The sequence below is a fragment of the Citrobacter sp. RHBSTW-00881 genome, assembly GCF_013728515.1.
Lineage (GTDB): Bacteria > Pseudomonadota > Gammaproteobacteria > Enterobacterales > Enterobacteriaceae > Citrobacter > Citrobacter braakii.
In genome coordinates this window covers 1,513,981-1,535,752 of record NZ_CP056269.1, presented here as the reverse complement: position 1 = coordinate 1,535,752, position 21,772 = coordinate 1,513,981, and the positions used below count along the sequence as shown (strand labels likewise).

Annotated in this window: 19 protein-coding genes; 8 read left to right on the top strand and 11 right to left on the bottom strand. The window is 52.9% G+C overall.

The features are described from left to right. Positions 1–5: 5 nt before the first annotated feature. Positions 6–1,199, bottom strand: a complete 1,194-nt coding sequence (pgtC, locus tag HV311_RS07270; RefSeq protein WP_369707203.1) for a phosphoglycerate transport regulator PgtC — start codon at positions 1,197–1,199, stop codon at positions 6–8. A 421-nt stretch (positions 1,200–1,620) separates the two neighbouring features. On the opposite strand from pgtC, the gene pgtP reads away from it, so the two are divergent. After that, entirely contained in the window at positions 1,621–3,012 is a 1,392-nt protein-coding gene (gene pgtP / locus HV311_RS07265) for a phosphoglycerate transporter PgtP (RefSeq protein WP_191220913.1), read from the top strand. Between the two features lie 83 nt (positions 3,013–3,095). Here pgtP and HV311_RS07260 read toward each other — a convergent pair whose 3' ends face one another. Continuing rightward, complete coding sequence (locus HV311_RS07260) at positions 3,096–3,338, bottom strand: DUF2545 family protein (protein WP_016153891.1); 243 nt, start codon at positions 3,336–3,338, stop codon at positions 3,096–3,098. A gap of 442 nt (positions 3,339–3,780) precedes the next feature. Between HV311_RS07260 and lpxP the strand changes: the two genes are divergently transcribed. After that, positions 3,781–4,701, top strand: coding sequence for a kdo(2)-lipid IV(A) palmitoleoyltransferase (gene lpxP, locus HV311_RS07255; RefSeq protein WP_019077327.1), 921 nt, complete (start codon positions 3,781–3,783; stop codon positions 4,699–4,701). A gap of 41 nt (positions 4,702–4,742) precedes the next feature. Here the strand turns inward: lpxP and HV311_RS07250 are convergent, their stop codons facing one another. Then, a complete protein-coding gene (locus tag HV311_RS07250; RefSeq protein ID WP_191220912.1) occupies positions 4,743–5,357 on the bottom strand; it encodes a lysozyme inhibitor LprI family protein in 615 nt (204 codons plus the stop codon). A 343-nt stretch (positions 5,358–5,700) separates the two neighbouring features. On the opposite strand from HV311_RS07250, the gene ypdK reads away from it, so the two are divergent. Continuing rightward, positions 5,701–5,772 carry a membrane protein YpdK gene (gene ypdK, locus HV311_RS07245; RefSeq protein WP_010723117.1) on the top strand — a complete coding sequence of 24 codons (72 nt, stop codon included), beginning with the start codon at positions 5,701–5,703 and terminating at the stop codon, positions 5,770–5,772. 65 nt (positions 5,773–5,837) lie between these two features. On the opposite strand, the gene alaC is transcribed toward ypdK, so the two are convergent. Beyond that, on the bottom strand, positions 5,838–7,076 hold the full coding sequence (alaC, locus tag HV311_RS07240; RefSeq protein ID WP_016153894.1) for an alanine transaminase: 1,239 nt from the start codon (positions 7,074–7,076) through the stop codon (positions 5,838–5,840). Between the two features lie 387 nt (positions 7,077–7,463). Here alaC and HV311_RS07235 point away from each other — a divergent pair, with 387 nt between their 5' ends. The 4 genes from HV311_RS07235 to HV311_RS07220 all read left to right on the top strand — a co-directional run bounded on the left by HV311_RS07235 (position 7,464) and on the right by HV311_RS07220 (position 11,077). Then, positions 7,464–9,161 (top strand): sensor histidine kinase, encoded by a 1,698-nt coding sequence (locus tag HV311_RS07235; protein ID WP_191220911.1) that lies wholly within the window; start codon positions 7,464–7,466, stop codon positions 9,159–9,161. Positions 9,162–9,175: 14 nt separating this feature from the next. Continuing rightward, a complete protein-coding gene (gene ypdB / locus HV311_RS07230) occupies positions 9,176–9,910 on the top strand; it encodes a two-component system response regulator YpdB (RefSeq protein WP_016153896.1) in 735 nt (244 codons plus the stop codon). A gap of 15 nt (positions 9,911–9,925) precedes the next feature. Further along, entirely contained in the window at positions 9,926–10,789 is an 864-nt protein-coding gene (locus tag HV311_RS07225) for an AraC family transcriptional regulator (protein ID WP_016157073.1), read from the top strand. Between the two features lie 99 nt (positions 10,790–10,888). After that, positions 10,889–11,077, top strand: coding sequence for a hypothetical protein (locus HV311_RS07220; RefSeq protein WP_032931709.1), 189 nt, complete (start codon positions 10,889–10,891; stop codon positions 11,075–11,077). Positions 11,078–11,154: 77 nt separating this feature from the next. Here HV311_RS07220 and ptsP read toward each other — a convergent pair whose 3' ends face one another. The 6 genes from ptsP to glk all read right to left on the bottom strand — a co-directional run bounded on the left by ptsP (position 11,155) and on the right by glk (position 18,597). Further along, entirely contained in the window at positions 11,155–13,650 is a 2,496-nt protein-coding gene (gene ptsP, locus HV311_RS07215; protein ID WP_191220910.1) for a phosphoenolpyruvate--protein phosphotransferase, read from the bottom strand. 23 nt (positions 13,651–13,673) lie between these two features. Next, positions 13,674–14,714, bottom strand: a complete 1,041-nt coding sequence (ypdE, locus tag HV311_RS07210) for an aminopeptidase (protein ID WP_191220909.1) — start codon at positions 14,712–14,714, stop codon at positions 13,674–13,676. Continuing rightward, positions 14,714–15,799 (bottom strand): aminopeptidase, encoded by a 1,086-nt coding sequence (ypdF, locus tag HV311_RS07205; RefSeq protein ID WP_191220908.1) that lies wholly within the window; start codon positions 15,797–15,799, stop codon positions 14,714–14,716. Before ypdF ends, ypdE begins: the two co-directional genes overlap by 1 nt. Before the next feature lie 17 nt (positions 15,800–15,816). Then, on the bottom strand, positions 15,817–17,064 hold the full coding sequence (locus HV311_RS07200) for a PTS fructose transporter subunit IIC (protein ID WP_191220907.1): 1,248 nt from the start codon (positions 17,062–17,064) through the stop codon (positions 15,817–15,819). A 20-nt stretch (positions 17,065–17,084) separates the two neighbouring features. Beyond that, positions 17,085–17,411: a PTS fructose transporter subunit IIB gene (locus tag HV311_RS07195; RefSeq protein ID WP_003028254.1), complete on the bottom strand. Its 327-nt coding sequence runs from the start codon at positions 17,409–17,411 to the stop codon at positions 17,085–17,087. 220 nt (positions 17,412–17,631) lie between these two features. Further along, positions 17,632–18,597 carry a glucokinase gene (glk, locus tag HV311_RS07190; RefSeq protein WP_016153902.1) on the bottom strand — a complete coding sequence of 322 codons (966 nt, stop codon included), beginning with the start codon at positions 18,595–18,597 and terminating at the stop codon, positions 17,632–17,634. A gap of 204 nt (positions 18,598–18,801) precedes the next feature. Here glk and HV311_RS07185 point away from each other — a divergent pair, with 204 nt between their 5' ends. Further along, positions 18,802–20,037, top strand: a complete 1,236-nt coding sequence (locus HV311_RS07185; RefSeq protein ID WP_047416352.1) for an ion channel protein — start codon at positions 18,802–18,804, stop codon at positions 20,035–20,037. Here HV311_RS07185 and HV311_RS07180 read toward each other — a convergent pair whose 3' ends face one another. Further along, entirely contained in the window at positions 20,038–21,690 is a 1,653-nt protein-coding gene (locus tag HV311_RS07180; RefSeq protein WP_047358784.1) for an alpha-keto acid decarboxylase family protein, read from the bottom strand. Between the last annotated feature and the right edge of the window lie 82 nt (positions 21,691–21,772).

Genomic DNA, 21,772 nt, shown 5'->3' with positions numbered 1-21,772 from the left:
ACCTTTCATTTTAACTCTTCCAGTTTGGATATCGCCTGACGCTGATTTTTAAGAAACCAGAGCTGCCACTCCATCATCTGCTGTTCGGCTACGCTTTTATTCTCAAATTGCGCAAGCCAGGCCTCATCTTCACTACTTCTGGCGTCTATCGGGACGCTGGTCAGTAATGCTCTGATTTCGGGTAGCGGGCGTTTCAGGCGCGCTTCCGCACTGTATAGCGCCCGCCAGGCATCTTTCAGCTGCGCGAGTCGAAAACTGATGGCGGTATCAAACATCCGCTGCACCAACTGTTGCCGCTTAAGGATCAGCCGATAATTAAGCGCGGGCTGGCTCATCAAAATAGCCTGCTGAGCGGCGCGTGGGTTATCAGGCGCGAGCTGCGTGACCGGATATTTCCCCGTGTTCGCATCCGCAAGGATCCGCTGTCCTTCCGGGCTTAACAGATAGCGGATAAAGCGACGCGCTTCGTTGGGGTGCTGGCTATTCTTGAGTACGGCAACATAGGTGGGTGACACCGCCGAGCGAGGGAAATAGGTAAAAGTAAGGTGCGGATCGTTAAGCAACAGGTTGGCATAGTTATCAATAACCGGCCCCGCCACGCCCAGACCGCTCTTAATTTTGTCGGCCACGCCAAAACTGCGTGATGAAATCGTTACCAGGTTACCGGCGCTGGCCAACAGCGTCGCCCAGCCCTCTTCCCACCCTTTCTGTTGCAGCAGCGACTCAACCATCAGGTGGTTGGTATCGGAACGCGACGGGCTACTCATCAACAGCGCGTTCTGATATTTAGGCTGCGTTAAATCCCCCCAGTCGGCAGGCGGCGGAAGATGCCGCGCCGCCAGCGCAGAACGATTAATCAACAGGCCAAACCCTGATATCGCCACAGCCACGGAGGTCGAGCGAATCGAGTCTGGCACCAGCCGCTGGCTTTCAGGCAGCGCATTATCGAAAGGAGCCAGCTTCTGATGCTCCTGAAGATGCTGCAACAGCATGGGTGATGAGGTCAAAATCAGATCGACGTTTTCCGCATTCGCAGTATCCAGCAACTGTTCAAGCGAACCGCTGGTCCGGTTTAACGTGCGAATCATCACTGACCCTGGCTCCGTCTGCCAGCGCTGGATAATCCAGGCCGTGGCCCCTGGGGAAAAGGTGGTCGCCATCACCAGCTCTTTACCCAGGACCTGGCAGCTCGCCGACAGCGACATAAAACAGAGCAAGAATGCCCAAAAACGCCCCCGGCCCAACAGTCTGTTTGTGATCCCGTTCATAAATACCAACATGTACTAAAAATAATATTGAGACAAAACTTACCCGTTTATCACCGCTGGGGGGAAGAATAAGGTTATTCGTAGAATAACCAAACGGAAAGTGACGACATCAGTAAAGAATACCCGAAAATGCAGCCTGAATTTGTTAATACCCGCACACGCCGATGATAAAAATGCCCGTGAAAGAATAGAATTGAAAATCCATTATTAAAAAAGAGTCAAAATCTGCCACGCCGCCCGTAAATTGAGTCAATAGTGACACATTTCATCAACTTGAGTTTCTTTGCCGTCTATTTCACTCTTCACTGCGAAAAATCCTGATATTCACATCAATAAAAAATTAGGTGATGATATGTTATCAATATTTAAGGCAGGACCAGCGGCGAATAAAGTCCCGGCGGAGAAAGTCCAGGCAACTTATGGCCGATACCGCATTCAGGCATTACTCAGCGTATTTCTTGGCTATCTTGCGTACTATATTGTGCGCAATAACTTCACGCTTTCGACTCCATATCTGAAGGAGCATCTGGATCTCAGCGCTACGCAGATTGGTTTACTCAGCAGCTGCATGCTTATTGCCTATGGGATCAGTAAAGGCATTATGAGCAGTCTGGCAGACAAGGCCAGCCCGAAAGTCTTCATGGCATGCGGCCTGATCCTGTGCGCTATCGTCAACGTAGGCCTGGGGTTCAGTACCGGATTCTGGATATTCGCCGCGTTGGTCGTTTTCAACGGTTTGTTTCAGGGGATGGGCGTTGGCCCTTCATTTATTACCATCGCTAACTGGTTTCCACGTAAAGAACGTGGACGCGTTGGCGCATTCTGGAATATCTCACACAACGTTGGCGGTGGTATTGTCGCCCCGATTGTTGGCGCCGCGTTTGCCATTTTGGGGAGCGAACACTGGCAAAGCGCCAGCTATATTGTTCCGGCCTGTGTTGCCGTACTGTTTGCTTTTATTGTGCTGATGCTGGGGAAAGGTTCACCACGCCAGGAGGGTTTGCCGGCTCTGGAAAAAATGATGCCGGAAGAAAAAGTCGTATTAAATTCCCGACACGCTGTCCAGGCGCCAGAAAATATGAGTGCCTTCCAGATCTTCTGCACCTATGTATTGCGTAATAAGAATGCCTGGTATGTTTCACTGGTAGACGTCTTTGTCTATATGGTGCGTTTTGGTATGATTAGCTGGCTGCCAATTTATTTATTAACCGAAAAACATTTCTCGAAAGAACAAATGAGCATAGCTTTTCTGTTTTTCGAATGGGCGGCAATTCCTTCCACATTACTGGCGGGTTGGCTCACCGATAAACTGTTTAAAGGCCGTCGCATGCCGCTGGCCATGATCTGTATGGCGCTGATTTTCGTCTGCCTGATCGGTTACTGGAAAAGTGAATCGCTGCTGATGGTCACTATTTTTGCCGCCATCGTGGGTTGCCTGATTTATGTTCCGCAGTTCCTGGCCTCCGTTCAGACCATGGAAATCGTCCCCAGCTTCGCAGTAGGTTCTGCGGTAGGGTTACGCGGATTCATGAGCTACATTTTTGGCGCATCGCTGGGAACCAGCCTGTTTGGCGTGATGGTCGATAAAATGGGATGGCATGGCGGCTTCTATCTGTTGATGGGCGGGATTGTATGCTGCATCCTGTTCTGCTACCTCTCCCATCGCGGCGCGCTGGAGCTCGAACAACAGCGGAAAAACGCTCAACAAGAGGAAGCGTCACTCCAGTTGGCTGATGCCCGGTAGCCGATTTCAGTCTCGCAAAAAGTGCCAGCGATGCTGGCACTTCAATACATTCAGATAAAGAATAAATAGCTCAACGTGATAATTTATTGCTTACCGTAACCCACCATAAAGCGGATGATCAAACCGCATGCTGGGGCAAGAAAAAGGAATAATCCGGTAACCATCTCGTTACCATTGGTCAACTGCATAGTAAAAACGTAAATTAATGCCGTGAGTATGGCCATGCCGATAAAAGCACTTATTGACGCCGCAGCCCCCATAACCTGCCAGATATAGCAACTGACGCTCAGAATGCTCAACGCGAGAAAGATCCAAAAATAGAACATAGCGATACCTCCTGTTTGCCGTAAAAATTTACGTAAGTCCTTACACTCCCTTGAGTTTATATTCTAAGACAATTCCCAATGGTTCGCAATTTAAGCAACTTTTTCGTTACAAAAATCACTCAATCACTGACTACTAATTTATTCGACAGCCGTTTATTTAATCGTCATAAAAACAACGCATTATATAACGACTCATTTTTGACCTTAATCGCCGTAAAAACATTTACGCATCTTGAGTAATTATTTCTGGCTGACATTAATATTCGGGTGTACATTGAGCGTCCGATCATTCATGCCCCTTCCTGGTTTTGTCCTGACTCAGTTTTACACTCTTTACAGGAACCAATGTCGTTCATGGCGGCCTAACGATCAGTACAGACTGTAAAGCGGCAGACTAAAGAATCTTCGCGATACACCTATTTCGTATCAACAACAGGTGCTTATGTTCCCCCAATGTAAATTTTCACGCGCGTTTTTGCATCCGCGCTACTGGCTCACATGGTTTGGCGTCGGTGTGCTCTGGTTACTGGTACAGCTTCCCTATCCCGTATTGTGTTTTCTTGGTACCCGTACAGGAACGCTGGCTCGTCCATTTTTAAAGCGCCGTGAATCTATTGCTCATAAAAATCTCGAACTCTGTTTCCCAAATCTGTCGCAAGAAGAAAGAGACAAACTGGTCGATGAGAACTTCCGTTCACTCGGCATGGCGCTGCTTGAAACGGGTATGGCCTGGTTCTGGCCGGATCGCCGGGTACGCAAATGGTTTGATGTAGAAGGGCTGGACAACCTGCAACGCGCACAGATGCAAAACCGTGGCGTGATGGTGGTAGGCGTACACTTTATGTCACTCGAATTGGGTGGTCGCGTAATGGGACTTTGCCAACCGATGATGGCAACCTATCGCCCGCACAACAATAAGTTGATGGAGTGGATCCAAACCCGCGGTCGTATGCGCTCCAACAAGGCCATGATCGGCAGAAATAATCTGCGAGGTATTGTCGGCGCCCTGAAAAAAGGGGAAGCGGTATGGTTTGCCCCCGATCAGGACTACGGTCGTAAAGGGAGTTCATTCGCCCCCTTCTTCGCAGTCAAAAACGTCGCGACCACCAACGGTACTTACGTGCTGTCACGCTTATCGGGCGCAGCGATGCTGACCGTAACCATGGTGAGAAAAGCAGATAACTCCGGTTACCGCCTGTTCATCACGCCAGAAATGGAAGGTTATCCAACAGATGAAAGCCAGGCAGCGGCGTATATGAACAAAATTATCGAAAAAGAGATCATGCGCGCACCCGAGCAGTATCTCTGGATCCACCGTCGCTTCAAAACTCGTCCGATGGGTGAAGCCTCGTTGTACATCTAAAAAGAAAGGCCGAAAGGCCTTTCTTTTTTTCTGCGCCTGAATTACTTCACGCCCCACTTGTTCTGTAATTCAGCCATTCGCTCATTGTAGTTACGGGCTATACACGCTGGCTTATCCTGCTCTTTCCAGCATTCGTTACGCCCTTTCACCCAGCCGCGTTGCTCTGCTTTGAGCGTCGGGTTATTACTCGATTTCACCAGCGCCTGCTTGTAGGCCCCGTTCAATGCCAAATCCATGGCTGAGAGCGAAGGACTTTGACAGATAATCTCTTCGATACTGCCCTTTGCTACCGCAGAACAGGAAAAAGAAGGCCCGTTGCTGGTCGATTTCTTTGCCCCTGAAAAGTCGATATTGTCTTCAGGCAGGCAAATCCCGTGCTTACGATTAGGCCCGGTCCAGGAAACGTCCGGATTCCCGTCATCTTTACGGGAGATAGACACGGTATTGTTACCGCTTTTTGCTTCCCAGTAATTTTCATTGAAGGCCTTTACCGTCGCCTTAGTGCCATCAATCCAGATATTGCCTTTACCATCACTATTCACACCACCAATACTTGCGCAGCTGAAATTGAATGCCATCGGCGAGGCCGCCATCGACGTCACTGGCGTAAGAACGAGTGCTAACATCATTAATCTGGTCATTTTTAACCTTTTCATAATCTCATTCCGCGAAAAATTAACCGCATTAACATCATGGAGATATGAGAATTCTCCGAGTAAACATTTCGTCGCTCAATAGCAATTTATTACCGACAGAAATTAAACTGTCGCCGAATCACGACACTTGTAAGTTATTAAAATTAAATAAAAAAATGCCTCTTGTCTCACCTCATTTTTAGGCGTACATTAGCGCCGTCTGGAGCATAAAAGCTCAGAATTCTGAGGTGATGCAGACAAGCAAACGAAGGGAATTCTCCATTTCGTTTACGCGTGCATCAGCTCTCTGTCAGGTTAGCATATGTTCATTTAGACGTACCTCAGGTACGCGGAGAGATGAAAAGTGAAATATTTCTTTATGGGCATTTCTTTTATGGTCATCGTTTGGGCCGGTACTTTCGCCCTGATGATCTAAATTAAAAGACGCAGCAAAAAAACAGGAGCCTGATGGCTCCTGTTTGCTTTTGGAGAAACGTGTTGTTAGTCAGTACTTTCGGTGGCCGATTTTGCACTGGCAGGCAGTAAGCCATCGGCGCGGAACATTGCTTTGATGCCACGGATCGCCTGGCGGGTACGGTCGCGGTTTTCAATTAACGCAAAGCGCACGTGCGTATCACCATAATCACCAAAACCAATCCCCGGCGAAACGCATACCTTCGCCTCGTTCAGCAGTTTCTTGGCAAATTCAAGTGATCCCATCGCGGCGTATTGCTCTGGGATTTTCGCCCAAACGTACATCGAGGCCTTGGGCATCTCGACCATCCACCCGGCTTCATGCAGCCCCTTAACCAGCACATCTCGACGACGTTTATATTGCTCAGCAATATCCCGCACGCACTGCTGATCGCCTTCCAGCGCGGCGATTGCTGCAACCTGCAACGGAGTAAAGGTTCCGTAATCATGATAGCTCTTAATTCGAGCCAGCGCGTTCACCAGCGTTTTGTTACCTACCATAAAACCGATACGCCAGCCCGCCATGTTGTAGCTTTTCGATAGGGTGAAAAACTCCACCGCGACATCACGAGCGCCCGGTACCTCCATAATCGACGGCGCTTTCCAGCCATCGTAGACGATATCGGCATAGGCCAGGTCATGAACCACCAGCACGTCATAGCGTTTAGCCAGGGCCACAACTTTTTCGAAGAACTCCAGCTCGACGCACTGCGCAGTCGGGTTGGAAGGAAAACCTAAGATCATCATCTTCGGTTTCGGGTAGCTTTCGCGAATCGCGCGCTCCAGCTCATTAAAGAAATCGACGCCTTCGACCAGCGGCACTGAGCGTACCTGCGCGCCGGCAATCACCGCGCCATAAATATGGATCGGATAGCTCGGGTTCGGTACGAGGACCGTATCGCCGTGATCCAGCGTGGCCAGCATCAGGTGCGCCAATCCTTCTTTCGAGCCAATCGTCACAATCGCTTCGGATTCCGGATCGATCTCAACGTCATAGCGTTCCTGGTACCAACGGGAAATCGCCCGACGCAGACGCGGAATGCCGCGCGAGGTGGAGTAACCGTGCGTATCCGGGCGCTGCGCCACGGTACAGAGTTTTTCGACGATGTGAGGAGGCGTGGCCCCATCCGGGTTCCCCATGCTGAAATCGATAATATCTTCGCCGCGCCGACGCGCAGCCATCTTTAGCTCAGCAGTAATGTTAAAAACGTAAGGGGGAAGGCGATCAATACGCGTAAAGCGACGTTCAGGGCGGGAGTCAGCCATAATATCCTCAGATTAACGTTAGCGCCCGGACCGTCCGAGCGACGCTGCCACGATGGGGGCACGTTTAGAAAATAGCCTGAATAATTTCCTTCTGTCGAGAGGCAAAACAAAATATTTTTTATTGAGATAAAAGAGGAATAGCCAGAAAAAATGAGGAAATAAAATTTTTCACACTCCGCTTAAAATTACCACCATTTAACATTTTATTGTTAAACATATTACTTTGTGCGCTCCGTTGACAGGACAGGCATTGTAAATACAACAATCATGCAACAATCCCCTTTTAATATTAAGGTTTTTCCCCATTAGCTACAGGCTGCGGGTTTGCTGGTCATCCAGCCTCAGGTTACCTATCATAGAGGTTTAACCCTTGCGCAAGAGTCACCCGTGCACGAAATATTCAATATGCTGCTGGCGGTATTCGACCGGGCAGCGCTGATGCTGTTCTGTCTGTTTTTCCTGATTCGTATCCGCCTGTTTCGCGAACTGTTGCACAAGTCAGCCCACTCCCCGAAAGAGCTGCTCGCCGTTACCGCGATTTTCTCAATGTTTGCCCTGTTCAGTACCTGGTCCGGCGTACCGGTTGAAGGCTCACTGGTTAACGTACGTATTATCGCCGTCATGTCAGGGGGAATTCTGTTCGGTCCCTGGGTCGGTATTATTACAGGCCTGATCGCGGGCACCCACCGCTACCTGATCGACATCGGCGGCGTAACCGCCCTGCCCTGCTTTATCACCAGCATTCTGGCAGGCTGCATTGCCGGCTGGATCAACCGTAGGATCCCCAAAGCGCAACACTGGCGTGCGGGTATTTTAGGCGGAATGCTGTGCGAATCTCTGACCATGATCCTCGTCGTCGCCTGGGCGCCCACCACCGAACTGGGGCTGGATATCGTCTCGAAGATCGGCATCCCAATGATTCTTGGTAGTGTCTGCATTGGTTTTATCGTCATGCTGGTGCAAAGCGTGGAAGGCGAGAAAGAAGCCAGCGCCGCGAAGCAGGCTAAGCTGGCTCTGGATATCGCCAACAAAACTCTGCCGCTTTTTCGCCAGGTCAATAGCGAATCGCTTCGCCAGGTGTGCGAAATTATTCGCCATGATATCCATGCTGATGCCGTCGCTATTACCAACACCCAGCACGTGCTGGCCTACGTTGGCGTGGGTGAACTTAACTACCGCGATAATGATGATTTCGTCAGTCCGACTACGCAACAGGCGATCAATTACGGAAAAATCATCATTAAAAACAATGATGAAGCGCACCGTACGCCGGAAATACACTCCATGCTGGTGATTCCGCTTTGGGAGAAAGGTGTTGTCACCGGTACGCTAAAAATCTACTACTGTCACGCCCACCAGATAACCTCCTCACTACAAGAAATGGCCATCGGCCTGTCGCAAATTATCTCGACTCAGCTGGAAGTCTCCCGGGCGGAGCAGCTACGCGAAATGGCAAATAAGGCAGAGCTGCGTGCGCTACAAAGTAAAATAAATCCCCATTTCCTGTTTAACGCCCTGAACGCAATTTCATCGTCGGTGCGACTGAATCCAGACACTGCGCGCCAGCTGATTTTTAATTTATCGCGCTATCTTCGCTATAATATTGAATTAAAAGACGATGAGCAGATCGACATCAAAAAAGAGCTGTATCAAATCAAGGATTACATCGCCATCGAACAGGCCCGTTTTGGCAACAAGCTGACGGTTATTTATGATATCGATGAAGAGGTAAGCTGTTATATTCCCAGCCTGCTGATTCAGCCGCTGGTAGAGAACGCTATCGTCCATGGGATTCAACCCTGCAAAGGAAAAGGGGTGGTCACCATCAGCGTTGCGGAGTGCGGTAATCGGGTACGGATTGCCGTGCGGGATACGGGCCACGGTATCGATCCAAAAGTGATTGAACGGGTCGAATCCAATGAAATGCCGGGCAATAAAATTGGTCTGTTGAATGTGCATCATCGCGTTAAGCTGCTCTACGGCGAGGGCCTCCATATCCGCCGTCTGGAGCCAGGCACTGAGATTGCCTTTTATGTGCCTAATCAGCACTCGCCCGCAGCCGCACCGGCCACATTGTTGCTTTAACCAGGAGTGAAGTCGTGAAAGTCATCATTGTTGAAGATGAATTCCTGGCCCAACAGGAACTTAGCTGGCTGATAAAAGAGCACAGCCAGATGGAGATTGTCGGCACATTTGACGACGGTCTGGACGTGCTGAAATACCTCCAGCACAACCGCGTTGACGCCATTTTTCTGGATATCAATATTCCCTCGCTGGATGGCGTCCTGTTGGCGCAAAACATCAGCCAGTTCGCGCACAAGCCCTTTATTGTCTTTATTACCGCGTGGAAAGAGCACGCTGTTGAAGCCTTTGAACTGGAGGCCTTTGACTACATCCTGAAGCCGTATCAGGAATCACGCATCGTCGGCATGCTGCAAAAGCTGGAAGCCGCCTGGCAGCAACAGCAAACGGGAACCTCGCCTGCCAGTCCGGTGACCCGCGAAAACGATACGATCAATCTGATCAAAGATGAGCGGATCATCGTGACCCCGATCAACGACATCTACTACGCAGAAGCCCATGAAAAGATGACGTTTGTCTACACCCGGCGCGAATCGTACGTGATGCCGATGAACATCACTGAATTTTGCAGCAAATTGCCTGCTTCGCATTTCTTCCGCTGCCACCGCTCGTTCTGTGTGAATCTGAATAAAATCCGCGAGATCGAACCCTGGTTTAACAACACCTACATTTTGCGCTTAAAAGATCTGGAATTTGAAATCCCGGTGAGTCGGAGTAAAGTGAAAGAGTTCAGGCAGTTAATGCACTTATAGCGCAGAGAAAGAGCGATGAAAGAGCCAGGCCTCCCCGCAGACCAACAGTTTTTCGCCGATCTGTTCAGCGGCCTGGTATTGAACCCGCAGCGTCTTGGCCGCGTGTGGTTCGCGTCCCAGCCCACCACGTTACCGTCCGGCAGTTTGTGTATTGACCTTCCGCGCCTCGATATCGTGCTGCGTGGCGAATACAGTAATCAACTGGAAAAACAGCAGCATAGCCTGCCAGAAGGCGACATGCTGTTTATCCCGGCGAAGGCAGCGAATTTGCCCGGCAGCGATAAACCCGTGATGCTACTGAGTCTGGTGTTTTCTCCGGCCTGGCTGGGGCTCTCTTTTTACGATAATCGAACGGCATCTCTGTTACGTCCGATCCGCCGTATTGAGTTACCACATCCGCAGCGCGGCGAAGGCGAGGCGATGCTCACCGCATTAACCCATTTAAGCCGCTCTCCTCAGGCCCAGGATATTATTCAGCCGCTGGTGCTTAGCCTGCTGCATCTGTGTCGTAGCGTGGTGAATACCCGCCCTGACACAGAGCGTCCGCGCGCTGAATTTCTCTATCATAGTATGTGTAACTGGGTGCAGGATAACTATGCCCAACCGCTGACCCGGGAAAGCGTAGCGCAGTTTTTTAATATCACGCCCAACCACCTGTCAAAAGTGTTTGCCCAGCACGGCACCATGGGGTTCGTCGAGTACCTGCGGTGGGTCAGAATGGCGAAGGCGCGCATCATCTTACAGAAATACCATCTGTCGATTAGCGAAGTCGCACAGCGGTGCGGGTATCAGGACAGTAATTATTTCTGCCGCCTGTTCCGGCGTCAGTTTGGCCTGACGCCGGGAGAGTACAGCGTACGTTTTCAGTCAGCACGTTAAGTGAGACAACACCAACAGGTTAGTAATATCCGTTTGCATCGTTGTAAAATAACGGCATGTAGCTCCCCCTGCAGGCTTACTCAATAAAGTGAATATGCGATGAAAAACAGACGTGCACTCTCCCTGATGTGTTTTCAGATGCTGGAATCAGGTGCGGATCGTCAGACCGTGAAAAGAGCCCTTACCTCCCGCCGTGTTAAAGCTCGCCAGGCGGTGGTTCTGCTCTGTAAGCAAGAAATGACGCTCTTAAGAGCCGGGAAACTGCCGGTGCCAAACGCGCCACATTGATGATGTCGCTTTCCGGTCGCGTTCATCCAGCCTGCAACCAGATCGTCGCAGGCTGGAGAGCGCTCTTTCAATGAAGCTTAAAACGTCAGTTCCGCCTCCAGCAACGCGAGAATACTGTCGGCATTTTCAGCGGCAAACAACGACTGGCGGAACGGCTTGTTCACCAGCTTACGCGCCAGCTGCGAGAAGACCTTCACGTGGTTAATGCCTTCATCAGCCCCCAGCGTCAGCATGATAACCAGTTCCACTTCGCCCATCTCTGACTGCCAGTCAACGGGATAAGCAAGCCGGGCAATACTGATGCTGGAATGGCGGATCCACTGGGACTTAGTGTGCGGAATAGCCACACCAAAACCGACAGCAGTGGTGACTATCTCTTCGCGCTGCCAGATATCTTCCTCCAGCTCAAACGGATGTTCAGTTCGCCCATTAACACCCAGATTGCCGCACAGAAACTGAATCACCTGCTCTTTGTTACTCAGAGATTCACCAACAAAGATGTTCTCCCGCGCCAGCAGCGGACGCACGTCTTTCTGCGGTGCAAACTGGTTTAGCAGATCTTCTATCTCTTGAGCGCTACGGCACTCACAGGCCCGTATGGCGAGTTCACGGCATGCCTGGCCCTCCAGTTGACGAAGCTGACTTTTCACCGCCGGAATACGTGGACTGCTCATGCTCAGCTCGTCGAGTCCTAAGCCCAGTAGCAGCGGTAAATAGCGTCCTTCGCCCCCCAGTTCGCCGCAAATGCCCACCCATTTACCGCGTTCGTGCGCCACGCGGACAATCTGCTGCAACATTCGCAGGAACGACGGTGTAATCGGGTTGTACAACGGCGAAACGCGCGGGTTATTACGATCGACGGCGTACAGGTACTGGGTCATGTCGTTTGAACCAATACTGAAGAAATCCACCTCATCGCAGAAATGGTCGATGATGTAACACACCGACGGCACTTCAACCATAATCCCCAATGAAATTGTCGGAGCATGGCGTAAACCGTCGGCTTTCAGTGCCACCAGCGCTTTTTGCAGTTCGCTTTTTACCCACAAAATCTGGTCAAGGCTGTGCACCATTGGGATCATCAGTTGCGCATTGCCGAAGGTTGCCGCACGTAAGATGGCGCGCAGCTGCGTGCGAAACAGTCCGGCAAACTCTGGATAAATTCGCACCGCGCGGTAGCCCAGGAACGGATTATCTTCCTGCGGAATATTGAGGTAACGGATATTTTTATCCCCCCCAATATCCATGGTGCGAAAGATAACCGGCTTGTCGCCCGCGGCCAATAAGACCTGCTGGTAGGCTTCAAACTGTTCCTGCTCGTCGGGAGCGCTGTCGCGGTCCATAAACAGCATTTCAGTACGAAACAGCCCAATCCCTTCCGCGCCATTGGCAAACGCCCCCGGCGCTTCCAGCGCGGTACCGATATTCGCTGCAACGTCAATACGCTGATTATCTTTGGTCAGCGCGGGCTGGGCGGCATCCAGCGCCTGCCGCCGCTGGCATTCATCGGCCTGCTTCTGCGCAATCGCGTAATAACCGCGAACCGCATCGTCTGGATTGATGGCCAGTACCCCACAGCGGGCATCCAGTACCGCATGCTGGCCTGCATAGCGGCTAATGGCCTCCAGCGGCAAGCCGCTAAGCACCGGTATAGCCGACGCGCGAGCAAGGATTAGGGTGTGCGATGTGCGCCCTGTTTTCTCCAGGATCATGCCTGACAGATGCTGCAAATTGAGGCTTAAAAACTGGCTGGGCGTCAAATCCTCAGCGACCAGAATCGTCGGCTTATTCAGCACCAGCGCATTGCGCGGACGTCTTTCAGGCCAGGTGATGTGCAGCAGCTGTTCGCTGATATCACGGATATCGCTAACGCGCTCGCGCAGGTAATCGCTACCGGAGGCCGACAGCTTGTCGCACACCTGCTCCATATTGGCGATAATCGCCGCCCCTAAACCCAGATGCTGCTCCAGCATTAAGCGACGAATATTCCCGGCAAACTCGTCGTCCTGAATCAGAGACAGATGGGCGCTGAGGATGGTTTTACTCTCACCCTCACGCTCGCGCAGTTGCTGATTGAGCTGTTCGGCAAGCGTCGCCAGACTATGCTCCAGCCGGGTATTGTCTTCCGCACTCGGCGCAATCGCGCGATAGCTTTCCAGATTATCGCTCTGCCAAAGCGTGAGCGAACCTGCCCCCACGCCTCCTGCCAGCACGGTGCCATAAAGAAGGTCTGGGTTGAGGCGAATCAGCGAACGTGGCAACGGATGTGCCGCCAGTTCCGCTGGCGTCGGCTGAACGCTGTCGCTGTCAATAAACCGGTGCAGGAGGTACTCCTCCAGCGCTCGTCGGGCCTGTTCTTCATCGCGACCGGTGATGGTTAAGCTACAACTGTCATTAAACAGCGTCCCGGTGCCAATCAGCGCCAGCGAGCTTTTCGCATCAGCCCTGGCGTTCTGGCGATGGTTAAGAAATATCACCTCACTTTGCCACTGGCTGCACTGCTCTTTCAGCTCCCACGCCGGACGCGCATGCAGGCCATTGGGTAGCGGGCAAAGAAATTGAATCGTTAGCATAACAACTCCTGATTAGCGCGAAATCAGCACCTGAAATCCGTCAGATGAACCACGGTTTCGCACGTAAGATGTGAAAGAAGAGCCGACAACAACTGCTGCGTCTGGATGATGTCACGGCAGTCGGCAATCGACGCCGCGCAGTGTCCATGCCGCGTAGCTGGCCCCATGACAACCGTGGGGATCCCCGTGCCGCTTACGTGCACCGCCCCGCCGTCAGTGCCGCCGTTACTGAACATGTCAAGCTGCAGGGTAATGCCCGCATCGGTGGCCACGCTTTCAACCCACGCCGTCAGCTTTGGCGAGGCAATCAGCGATTTATCGCTTAACACCAGCATCGGGCCATTACCAATCTGCCGATGGTTGGCCGCACCATGATCAAAGTTTTTGGCCCAGCAGGCGGTATCCAGCACGATCGCCACATCCGGGGCGACCGCACGTGCTGCTGTTTGTCCTCCGCGCAGTCCCACTTCTTCACTGGAACTGGCCACCAGCCAGACCTCACATGGGAGAATGGCGTTATGCCATTCGCGCAGCAGCGCCACCAGCAAATAACATCCAAGTCGATCATCAAAGGCTTTGCCCATGACTCGCTGGTGCGGCAAAACCTGAAACGTCATGTCAAAGGTGACGCGATCGCCAGGGCGTACGCCGGCCTGAAGTACCTCGTCATAAGACCGCGCGCCAATGTCCACCTGCAGCGCACTGACGTCATTACCGCTGCGCACTCCGTCGAGCAGACCGGGAATTTTGCTCTCTTCACGGGTAGTGATCCGCACCGGCTGCAATTGCCTGGCCGCCATACGCACATTTCCCACCGGCAATACATCGATCGCTCCTTCGCTGGAAATACTGCGCACGATAAATCCCACTTCATCCATATGCGCGCAGATCATTACCTTCGGACCGGTTGATTCATTCAGACGGATCAGCACCGATCCCAGGCCGTCAAAGCGCACCTCTTTATGTAGACGATCCGCCTCTTCAAGCAGGATCTGACGCACTTCCTGTTCTGAAGAGGCGATCGCGTCCGCCTCGCTCAGCGCCTTCAGTAGCGATAAGTCCATTACGCTTCTCCCGTGTGTAACAATGTCTTCGCCATGGTGTAGAGCACCTCGCCGCCGTCTGGCGTAACCAGCACCACATCCTCAATACGCACGCCTCCCTGCCCCGGCAGATAAATACCCGGCTCAACGGTGAGCAGCATGCCAACCGCCAGAGGCGTCGCGTCGGTGGGGGAAAAACGGGGATTTTCATGCACCTCAATGCCGATAGCGTGTCCGGTATTGTGACCAAACTCATCGCCATAGCCCGCCTGCGTAATGACCTGCCTGGCTGCGGCGTCAACCTCATGGCAACGCCGACCTGGTCGAATTGCCGCCACCGCCGCACGCTGCGCCGCCAGGACAATCTGATACACGGAAAACAGCGGGCTTTCTTGCGCTGGCTGGTTTGCGTCTGGGATGCGAAAGGTTCTCGTCATATCCGAACAATAGCCCTGATACTGCGCGCCAAAATCCAGCGTGATGAACTCACCCGCCTCGACACGCTTGTCGCTGGCTTTACCGTGCGGCAGCGCGCCGCGCCAGCCGCTGGCGACAATGGTGTCAAAAGAGGGTTTGTCTGCACCGAGCGTACGCATGTACCACTCCAGTTCAGCGGCGATTTCGCGCTCACTGAGGCCAGGTTGAATAAAGCGGCGAATATGTTCAGCACTAAGGTCAGCTATCCGGCAGGCTTCGCGAATGCAGGCTATCTCCTGCGCCGTTTTTACCTGCCGGAGCACATCCGGCACGGCACTCACTAGTCGCGCAAGCAGTTTGCCCGACCATCCATTCGCCGTATTCCAGCTTACCTGCTCGCCTTCAAATCCCACCGTCTGCAGCTTTTCGTCAGCAATAATGTGATTCACCCGTGAATACAGCGTCTGCGCGCCATCAAGTAGATGGATCTGATAACCCTGAGTACGCGTAGCGACATCGGTGTAGTAACGGGCGTCGACCAGGATATGCGCGCTTTGATGGCTGATAAACACAAACCCTGAACCGCTGGAGATCCCCATATGCGGCTGTTTATTCTGTCGCGATGACAGCAGCATCGCATCGAGATGTTGCGCCGTTAGCCAGTCACGCAGCGAGGCAAGTAAGCTCATGGTCACAATCCTTTTAATCAGAGGCTCTCAATCAGCAATTTACCTTTGCGGTACATCATGTTGCGCAGGAACACCACCATCAGCGCCGTAATCACCGCACCTAACAGGATCCCCGCCATATAGACGCCGAGGTTAGTGACCAGCGGCCATGCCCAGATAGCCGATTCCGGGAACCACTGCACCGCCCCCAGCCAGACGGCAGCCGTCGATCCGACAATAGCGCCAACCATATAGGATGGAATTGCCGTGATGGGGCTTTCCAGCGCAAACGGGATTGCCCCTTCGCTGATGCCCATAAATGCGAGGAACATTGCCGTTTTCCCTTGCGGGTAGAGCTGTGCGCTGAACAGGCGTTTGCCGGTTAAGCGCCGATCGAGAAGCGTAGCCAACCCGAGGCCAATTGGAGGAATCACGATGGCAATAGAGCGTGCGGTTACCGGCAGAACGTGATCGGTAGTAAAGCTGAAGGCGACAAATCCTGCGGCTTTATTAATCGGACCGCCGAGGTCAATCGCCGTTGCCGCAGAAATCCCCATCGCGTACATCAGCGTGCCTTTCTCTCCAGCCGCCGTCAGCAGAGAACGAATTCCGCCGTTGATCCACCCGCCAAACGGCGTTATCACGTAATACATCGCCAACATGACGAAGATCGCGGAAAGAATGGGCAGTAAAAAGGTGGTTTTGAATGCCAGCAGGAAATCAGGCAACTGGATTTTTTGGTTCATCCACTTCACCAGATACCCGGCGACAATCGAGATAATCAGCGCGCCAATAAAGGTTGACGGGACGGGAGCACTGGTTGCCCATTGCAGCGTCGCTGGGTCAAAATTCAGTATCTGCGTGGGCTGAGTGGACATCAGTCCACCAATGAACCCCGCCGGAAACGCCAGCTTACCGCCGATAGAGTTGGCGACAAACGCGGCAAACATCGGAATAGCAAAACCAAACAGCACGCCGCCAAAAGATTGCGACAGCCAGGCAAACTTCAGTAATGAGAGATTAAAACCGCTGAATTTTCCGCTGTTCAGCGCATCCAGGATGCCGGTGTCAGCAGGAATATCGAGCCAGCTATAGGCGATCAGTTGCGAGAAGGCGAGAATTACCCCGCCCATAATTAACGTCGGTACCATGCGCGAAATACCCGACATCACATGCTGCGGAAGTTCGCCCCAGAAGCTATTGTGGGAGGCCGGTGGATTTTTTATTGCCGCTGCCGCACCAGATGCGCCAGGCACAACGGTTGCACTGCGTTTTTTAATGGCCATACGTAATTCCCTGTCGATGATTATTGTTGTTCAGCGGCAACCATCTCTTCGATCTCTTTGATGATGCCGGCTGCATTTTTTATCGCGTCCTGTAACGTAATTTCGTAGACGTCACGCGACTCAAAACGCTCGTTATCTTCCGGAGTAACGGCAACAGAATGGATGATCAACGTTGCCTCTGCGATATCCTGCGCCGTCAGGCGATTTTGAATTCCGTCCGCACCCTGGGTTTCAATTTTCACTTCATAACCCGCTTCAACCGCGGCTTCTTCCAGCGCCTGAGCCGCCATAAAGGTATGGGCCAGCCCCATTGGGCACGCGCAAACGGCAATCAGTTTTTTGCTCATAATCATTTCCTCGTAATAGTTAACGAGTGAAATTATGGTCCGGGGAAAGTAACGACCGTTATCAGACAAATAATGCTTTTACTGGACAAATAATCCCGCCATTCGGAAATGTGACGAAGGTCGGAAAGGCGGGCGGCAGGCATAAAAAAACCGCGTAATAACGCGGTTTTGCGGGATATGTGTAAGCCGGATAAGCGCTGTGCACCGTCCGGCATTGGTCTTACAAAATATGGCCCAGCGTCTGGCGCAGATGCGCACCGGAACCAAGCAGGCCCGGGTTATCATGCACGATCAGATATACCGGAATATCCTGTACGTAGGCTTTAAAACGCCCCTTATCTTCAAAACCACCACGGAAACCCGAAGCTTTAAAGAAGTCGAGGAAGCGCGGTACGATGCCGCCAGCGATGTACACACCGCCAAACGTGCCCAGCGTTAACGCCAGATCGCCGCCAAAACGCCCCATGATGACGCAGAACAGCGACAGCGCGCGACGACAGTCGATACAGGAATCAGCCAGCGCACGCCCGGTGATATCCTTCGGCTGCAGATTTTCCGGCAGGCGCCCGTCTGATTTGACGATGGCGCGATACAGATTAACCAGCCCCGGACCTGACAGTACGCGCTCTGCGGAAACGTGACCAATTTCCGCACGCAGGACCTCAAGGATAATCCCTTCTTCTTCGCTGTTAGGCGCAAAATCCACGTGACCGCCTTCACCAGGCAAGCTCACCCAGCGTTTATCTACATGCACCAAATGCGCCACGCCGAGTCCGGTACCTGCGCCATAGACAGCAATCGGTTTGCCTTCAACAGGTTCCGCACCGCCAAACTGGATCAAATGCTCTTTCTTCAGCATCGGGATCGCCATCGACACGGCGGTGAAATCATTGATGATTTCCAGATGGCTGAAGCCCAGATTTTTTTTCATCTCAGCAATAGAGAATGCCCAGGTATGGTTGGTCATTGCCACCCAGTCACCGGTTATCGGACAGGCAATGGCAATACAACCATCCTCAACGCTGACGCTATGCTCATCCAGGTATACGCGTACTACCGCCTCGAGGCTTGGGTAATCCAGCCCGGAATAGGTTTTTGCCTGCGAAATCTCGCCGCTGGCAATGTCGCACAGAGCAAGACGCGCGTTGGTGCCGCCAACATCACCTACTAAAGCATATTTTGTCATTCTTCCACTGCTCCGCTAAAGTCAGAATAAATCTTTGCCACACTGTAAATTCATGGGGGCATAACAACAACGCCCTGAAGGCTGATGCCCGTGGAAAATCGATCCAGATCACATAATTACTTTATCGTTTCAGCACCATTTGCAGCGATACGGTTGCGCAGGCTGTGCAAACTATGTCTATGACTCTGTTTTAAGGAATAGAATATGCTTCATCCACGAGCCAGAACGATGCTCTTGCTATCAACTCCTGCGCTAATTATTGGTATTGCCTCCAGCCTGGTGTTGATCGTTGTGATGAAAGTGGCGTCCGTTTTACAGCAATTTTTGTGGGAACGCCTGCCCGTTAGCATCGGTATTGCCCAGGACTCTCCGCTGTGGATTATCGGCATGCTGACGCTCACGGGGATCATGGTCGGGTTAGTTATTCGCTACAGCCAGGGTCACGCGGGACCGGATCCTGCCTGTGAGCCGTTAATTGGAATGCCGGTCCCCACCTCAGCAATTCCGGGCTTGCTGGCAGCGCTCATCCTCGGCCTGGCGGGTGGCGTCAGTTTGGGTCCGGAACACCCGATCATGACCGTGAATATCGCACTGGCTGTGGCGCTCGGCAGCCGTATGTTTCCCCGCATTGCTAAGCTGGACTGGACCATCCTCGCCTCTGCCGGCACCATCGGCGCGCTATTTGGCACCCCCGTTGCCGCCGCGCTGGTCTTTTCACAAACGCTGAATAGCTCGGACAATGTTCCTTTGTGGGATCGCCTGTTTGCACCGTTAATGGCCGCCGCCGCGGGCTCGCTGACCACCAGTCTGTTTTTTCACCCCCATTTTTCACTGCCCATCGCGCACTACACGCAGATGCATGTGATCGATATCCTCAGCGGTGCGGTCGTTGCCGCCATCGCCATTGCCGCAGGGATGGTGGCTGTCTGGTGTCTGCCGCGTTTACACCATTTAATACATCGATTGAAACACCCGGTCCTGATTCTTGGGGCTGGCGGCTTAATCCTCGGCATTTTAGGCGTTATCGGCGGACCGCTTACCTTGTTTAAAGGACTGGACGAAATGCAGCAAATGGCATTTAGCCAGACGCTGGGAGCATCGGATTATTTCATGCTCGCCGTGATCAAATTGGCGGCATTAGTGGTTGCAGCTGCGAGTGGTTTTCGCGGCGGGCGAATTTTCCCGGCAGTATTCGTTGGGGTCGCGCTTGGCCTGATGCTGCACGCCCACGTTGAAGCGGTGCCAGCGGCCATTACCGTCTCCTGCGCGATTCTTGGACTGGTGCTGGTCGTCACCCGTGACGCCTGGCTGAGCCTGTTTATGGCAGCAGTGGTGGTGCCAGATTCCACCCTGCTGCCGCTGCTGTGCATCGTCATGCTGCCCGCCTGGCTGCTGCTGGCGGGCAAACCGATGATGATCGCCGAGCGTACCGATAAGTAGTTAGCCTCCGTTACGCGTTTCCAGCGCACGGGTCACCGTGCGCAATAGCTCAGGAAGATCGGCTTTCGGTAGTACCACCTCAATTAACGACAATCGTTGCGGATGGGACAAACGGGCCAGCACTTCTTCCAGTTGTACCGCCTGCTCCACACGCCAGCACTCCGCCTGACATTCACGACGAAACGCCTGCGGCACCTGCGTCCAGTTCCAGGCAGCGATATCGTTATAGCGTTGATTTGCCCCATGTATGGCCCGCTCCACGGTATAGCCGTCATTATTTAGCAGCAAAATAACGGGAGATTGCCCGTCTCTGAGCATAGAGCCCAGTTCCTGAATGGTGAGCTGCGCCGCACCATCGCCAATAATCAGGATCACCCGGCGGTCCGGGCAGGCGGTTTGCGCGCCAAATGCAGCCGGGAGCGCGTAGCCGATAGACCCCCACAGCGGCTGAACCAGCACCTCCGCTCCACCGGGTAGCGTGAGTGCAGCCGCGCCAAATGCAGCGGTCCCCTGGTCGACGAGGATAATGTCATTGGGCGCCAGATATTGCTGCACCGTATGCCAGAAATTTTCCTGCGTCAAAGGTCCCTTCTCAACCTGAATACGCCTAACTGGCGGGCGTTCTGGCGGCAGTGAAAAGGACATCTCCAGACACAGTTCCCGCAAGGTGGTTACCGCCTGCTCCATCGGGACGTTAAACCAACGGTTTCCAATCCGTGAGGCATGTGGCTGCACCTCAATCGTGCGCTCCTGTGGTAGCTGTTGCGTAAACCCGGCGGTCAGAGTGTCAACAAATTGTGTGCCAACACACACTATCGTGTCGGCATCTTCTATCGCCTGACGTACATAGTCGCTGCTGGCTCCAGCGCTGTAGGTGCCGACAAACGCCGGATGACGCTCATCGAATAGCCCTTTGCCCATCAACAACGTGGCGTGGGCCATCGGCGTTTCCGCCATCCAGCGTTGCAATACCGGCTGCAGGCCAAAGCGCTGCGCGAGAACGTCTGCCAGAAGCGCTACGCGCGGGCTGTCCAGTAACCGCTCGCGGGCATGGTAGCGAAACGCTTCTGCCACGCTGCTTTCTGGCTCGCTCAGAGGAACAATCAGGATGTCATTCGGCGGCGTGGTGCGCTGTTTTGCCACATCAGCAGGTAACATCAGATAGCCCGGTCTGCGTTCGATGAGCATTGTTCGCAGCACGCGGTCAATTTCATAACAGGCGTTTTGTTCATCCAGCACTGCGCTGGCCGTCGTCACCGCCTGCTGCATACGATAAAAATGCTGAAAATCACCGTCCCCAAGGGTGTGATGCATCAACTCCCCGCGACGTTGAGCACCGCGACAGGGCGCGCCAACAATATGCAAAACAGGAACATATTCCGCATAACTTCCCGCGATACCGTTAATCGCGCTTAACTCACCCACGCCAAACGTGGTGAGCAGCGCCCCCACCCCGGATACCCGGGCATAGCCATCCGCAGCATAAGCCGCATTCAACTCGTTCGCACACCCGACCCAACGTACGCTGGGATGTTCAATCACGTGGTCAAGAAACTGCAAATTATAATCGCCAGGCACACCAAAGAGATGGCCAACACCACAGCCTGCCAGCCTGTCCAGCAGATAATCAGCAACGGAATACGGGGTTTGCATGACAGCTTTCCTTCTGACGGTAACCTCATGTTGAGTATCGAAGAACTGTGATGACTGTCCAGGAAAGTCGCTGTGAAGGGGG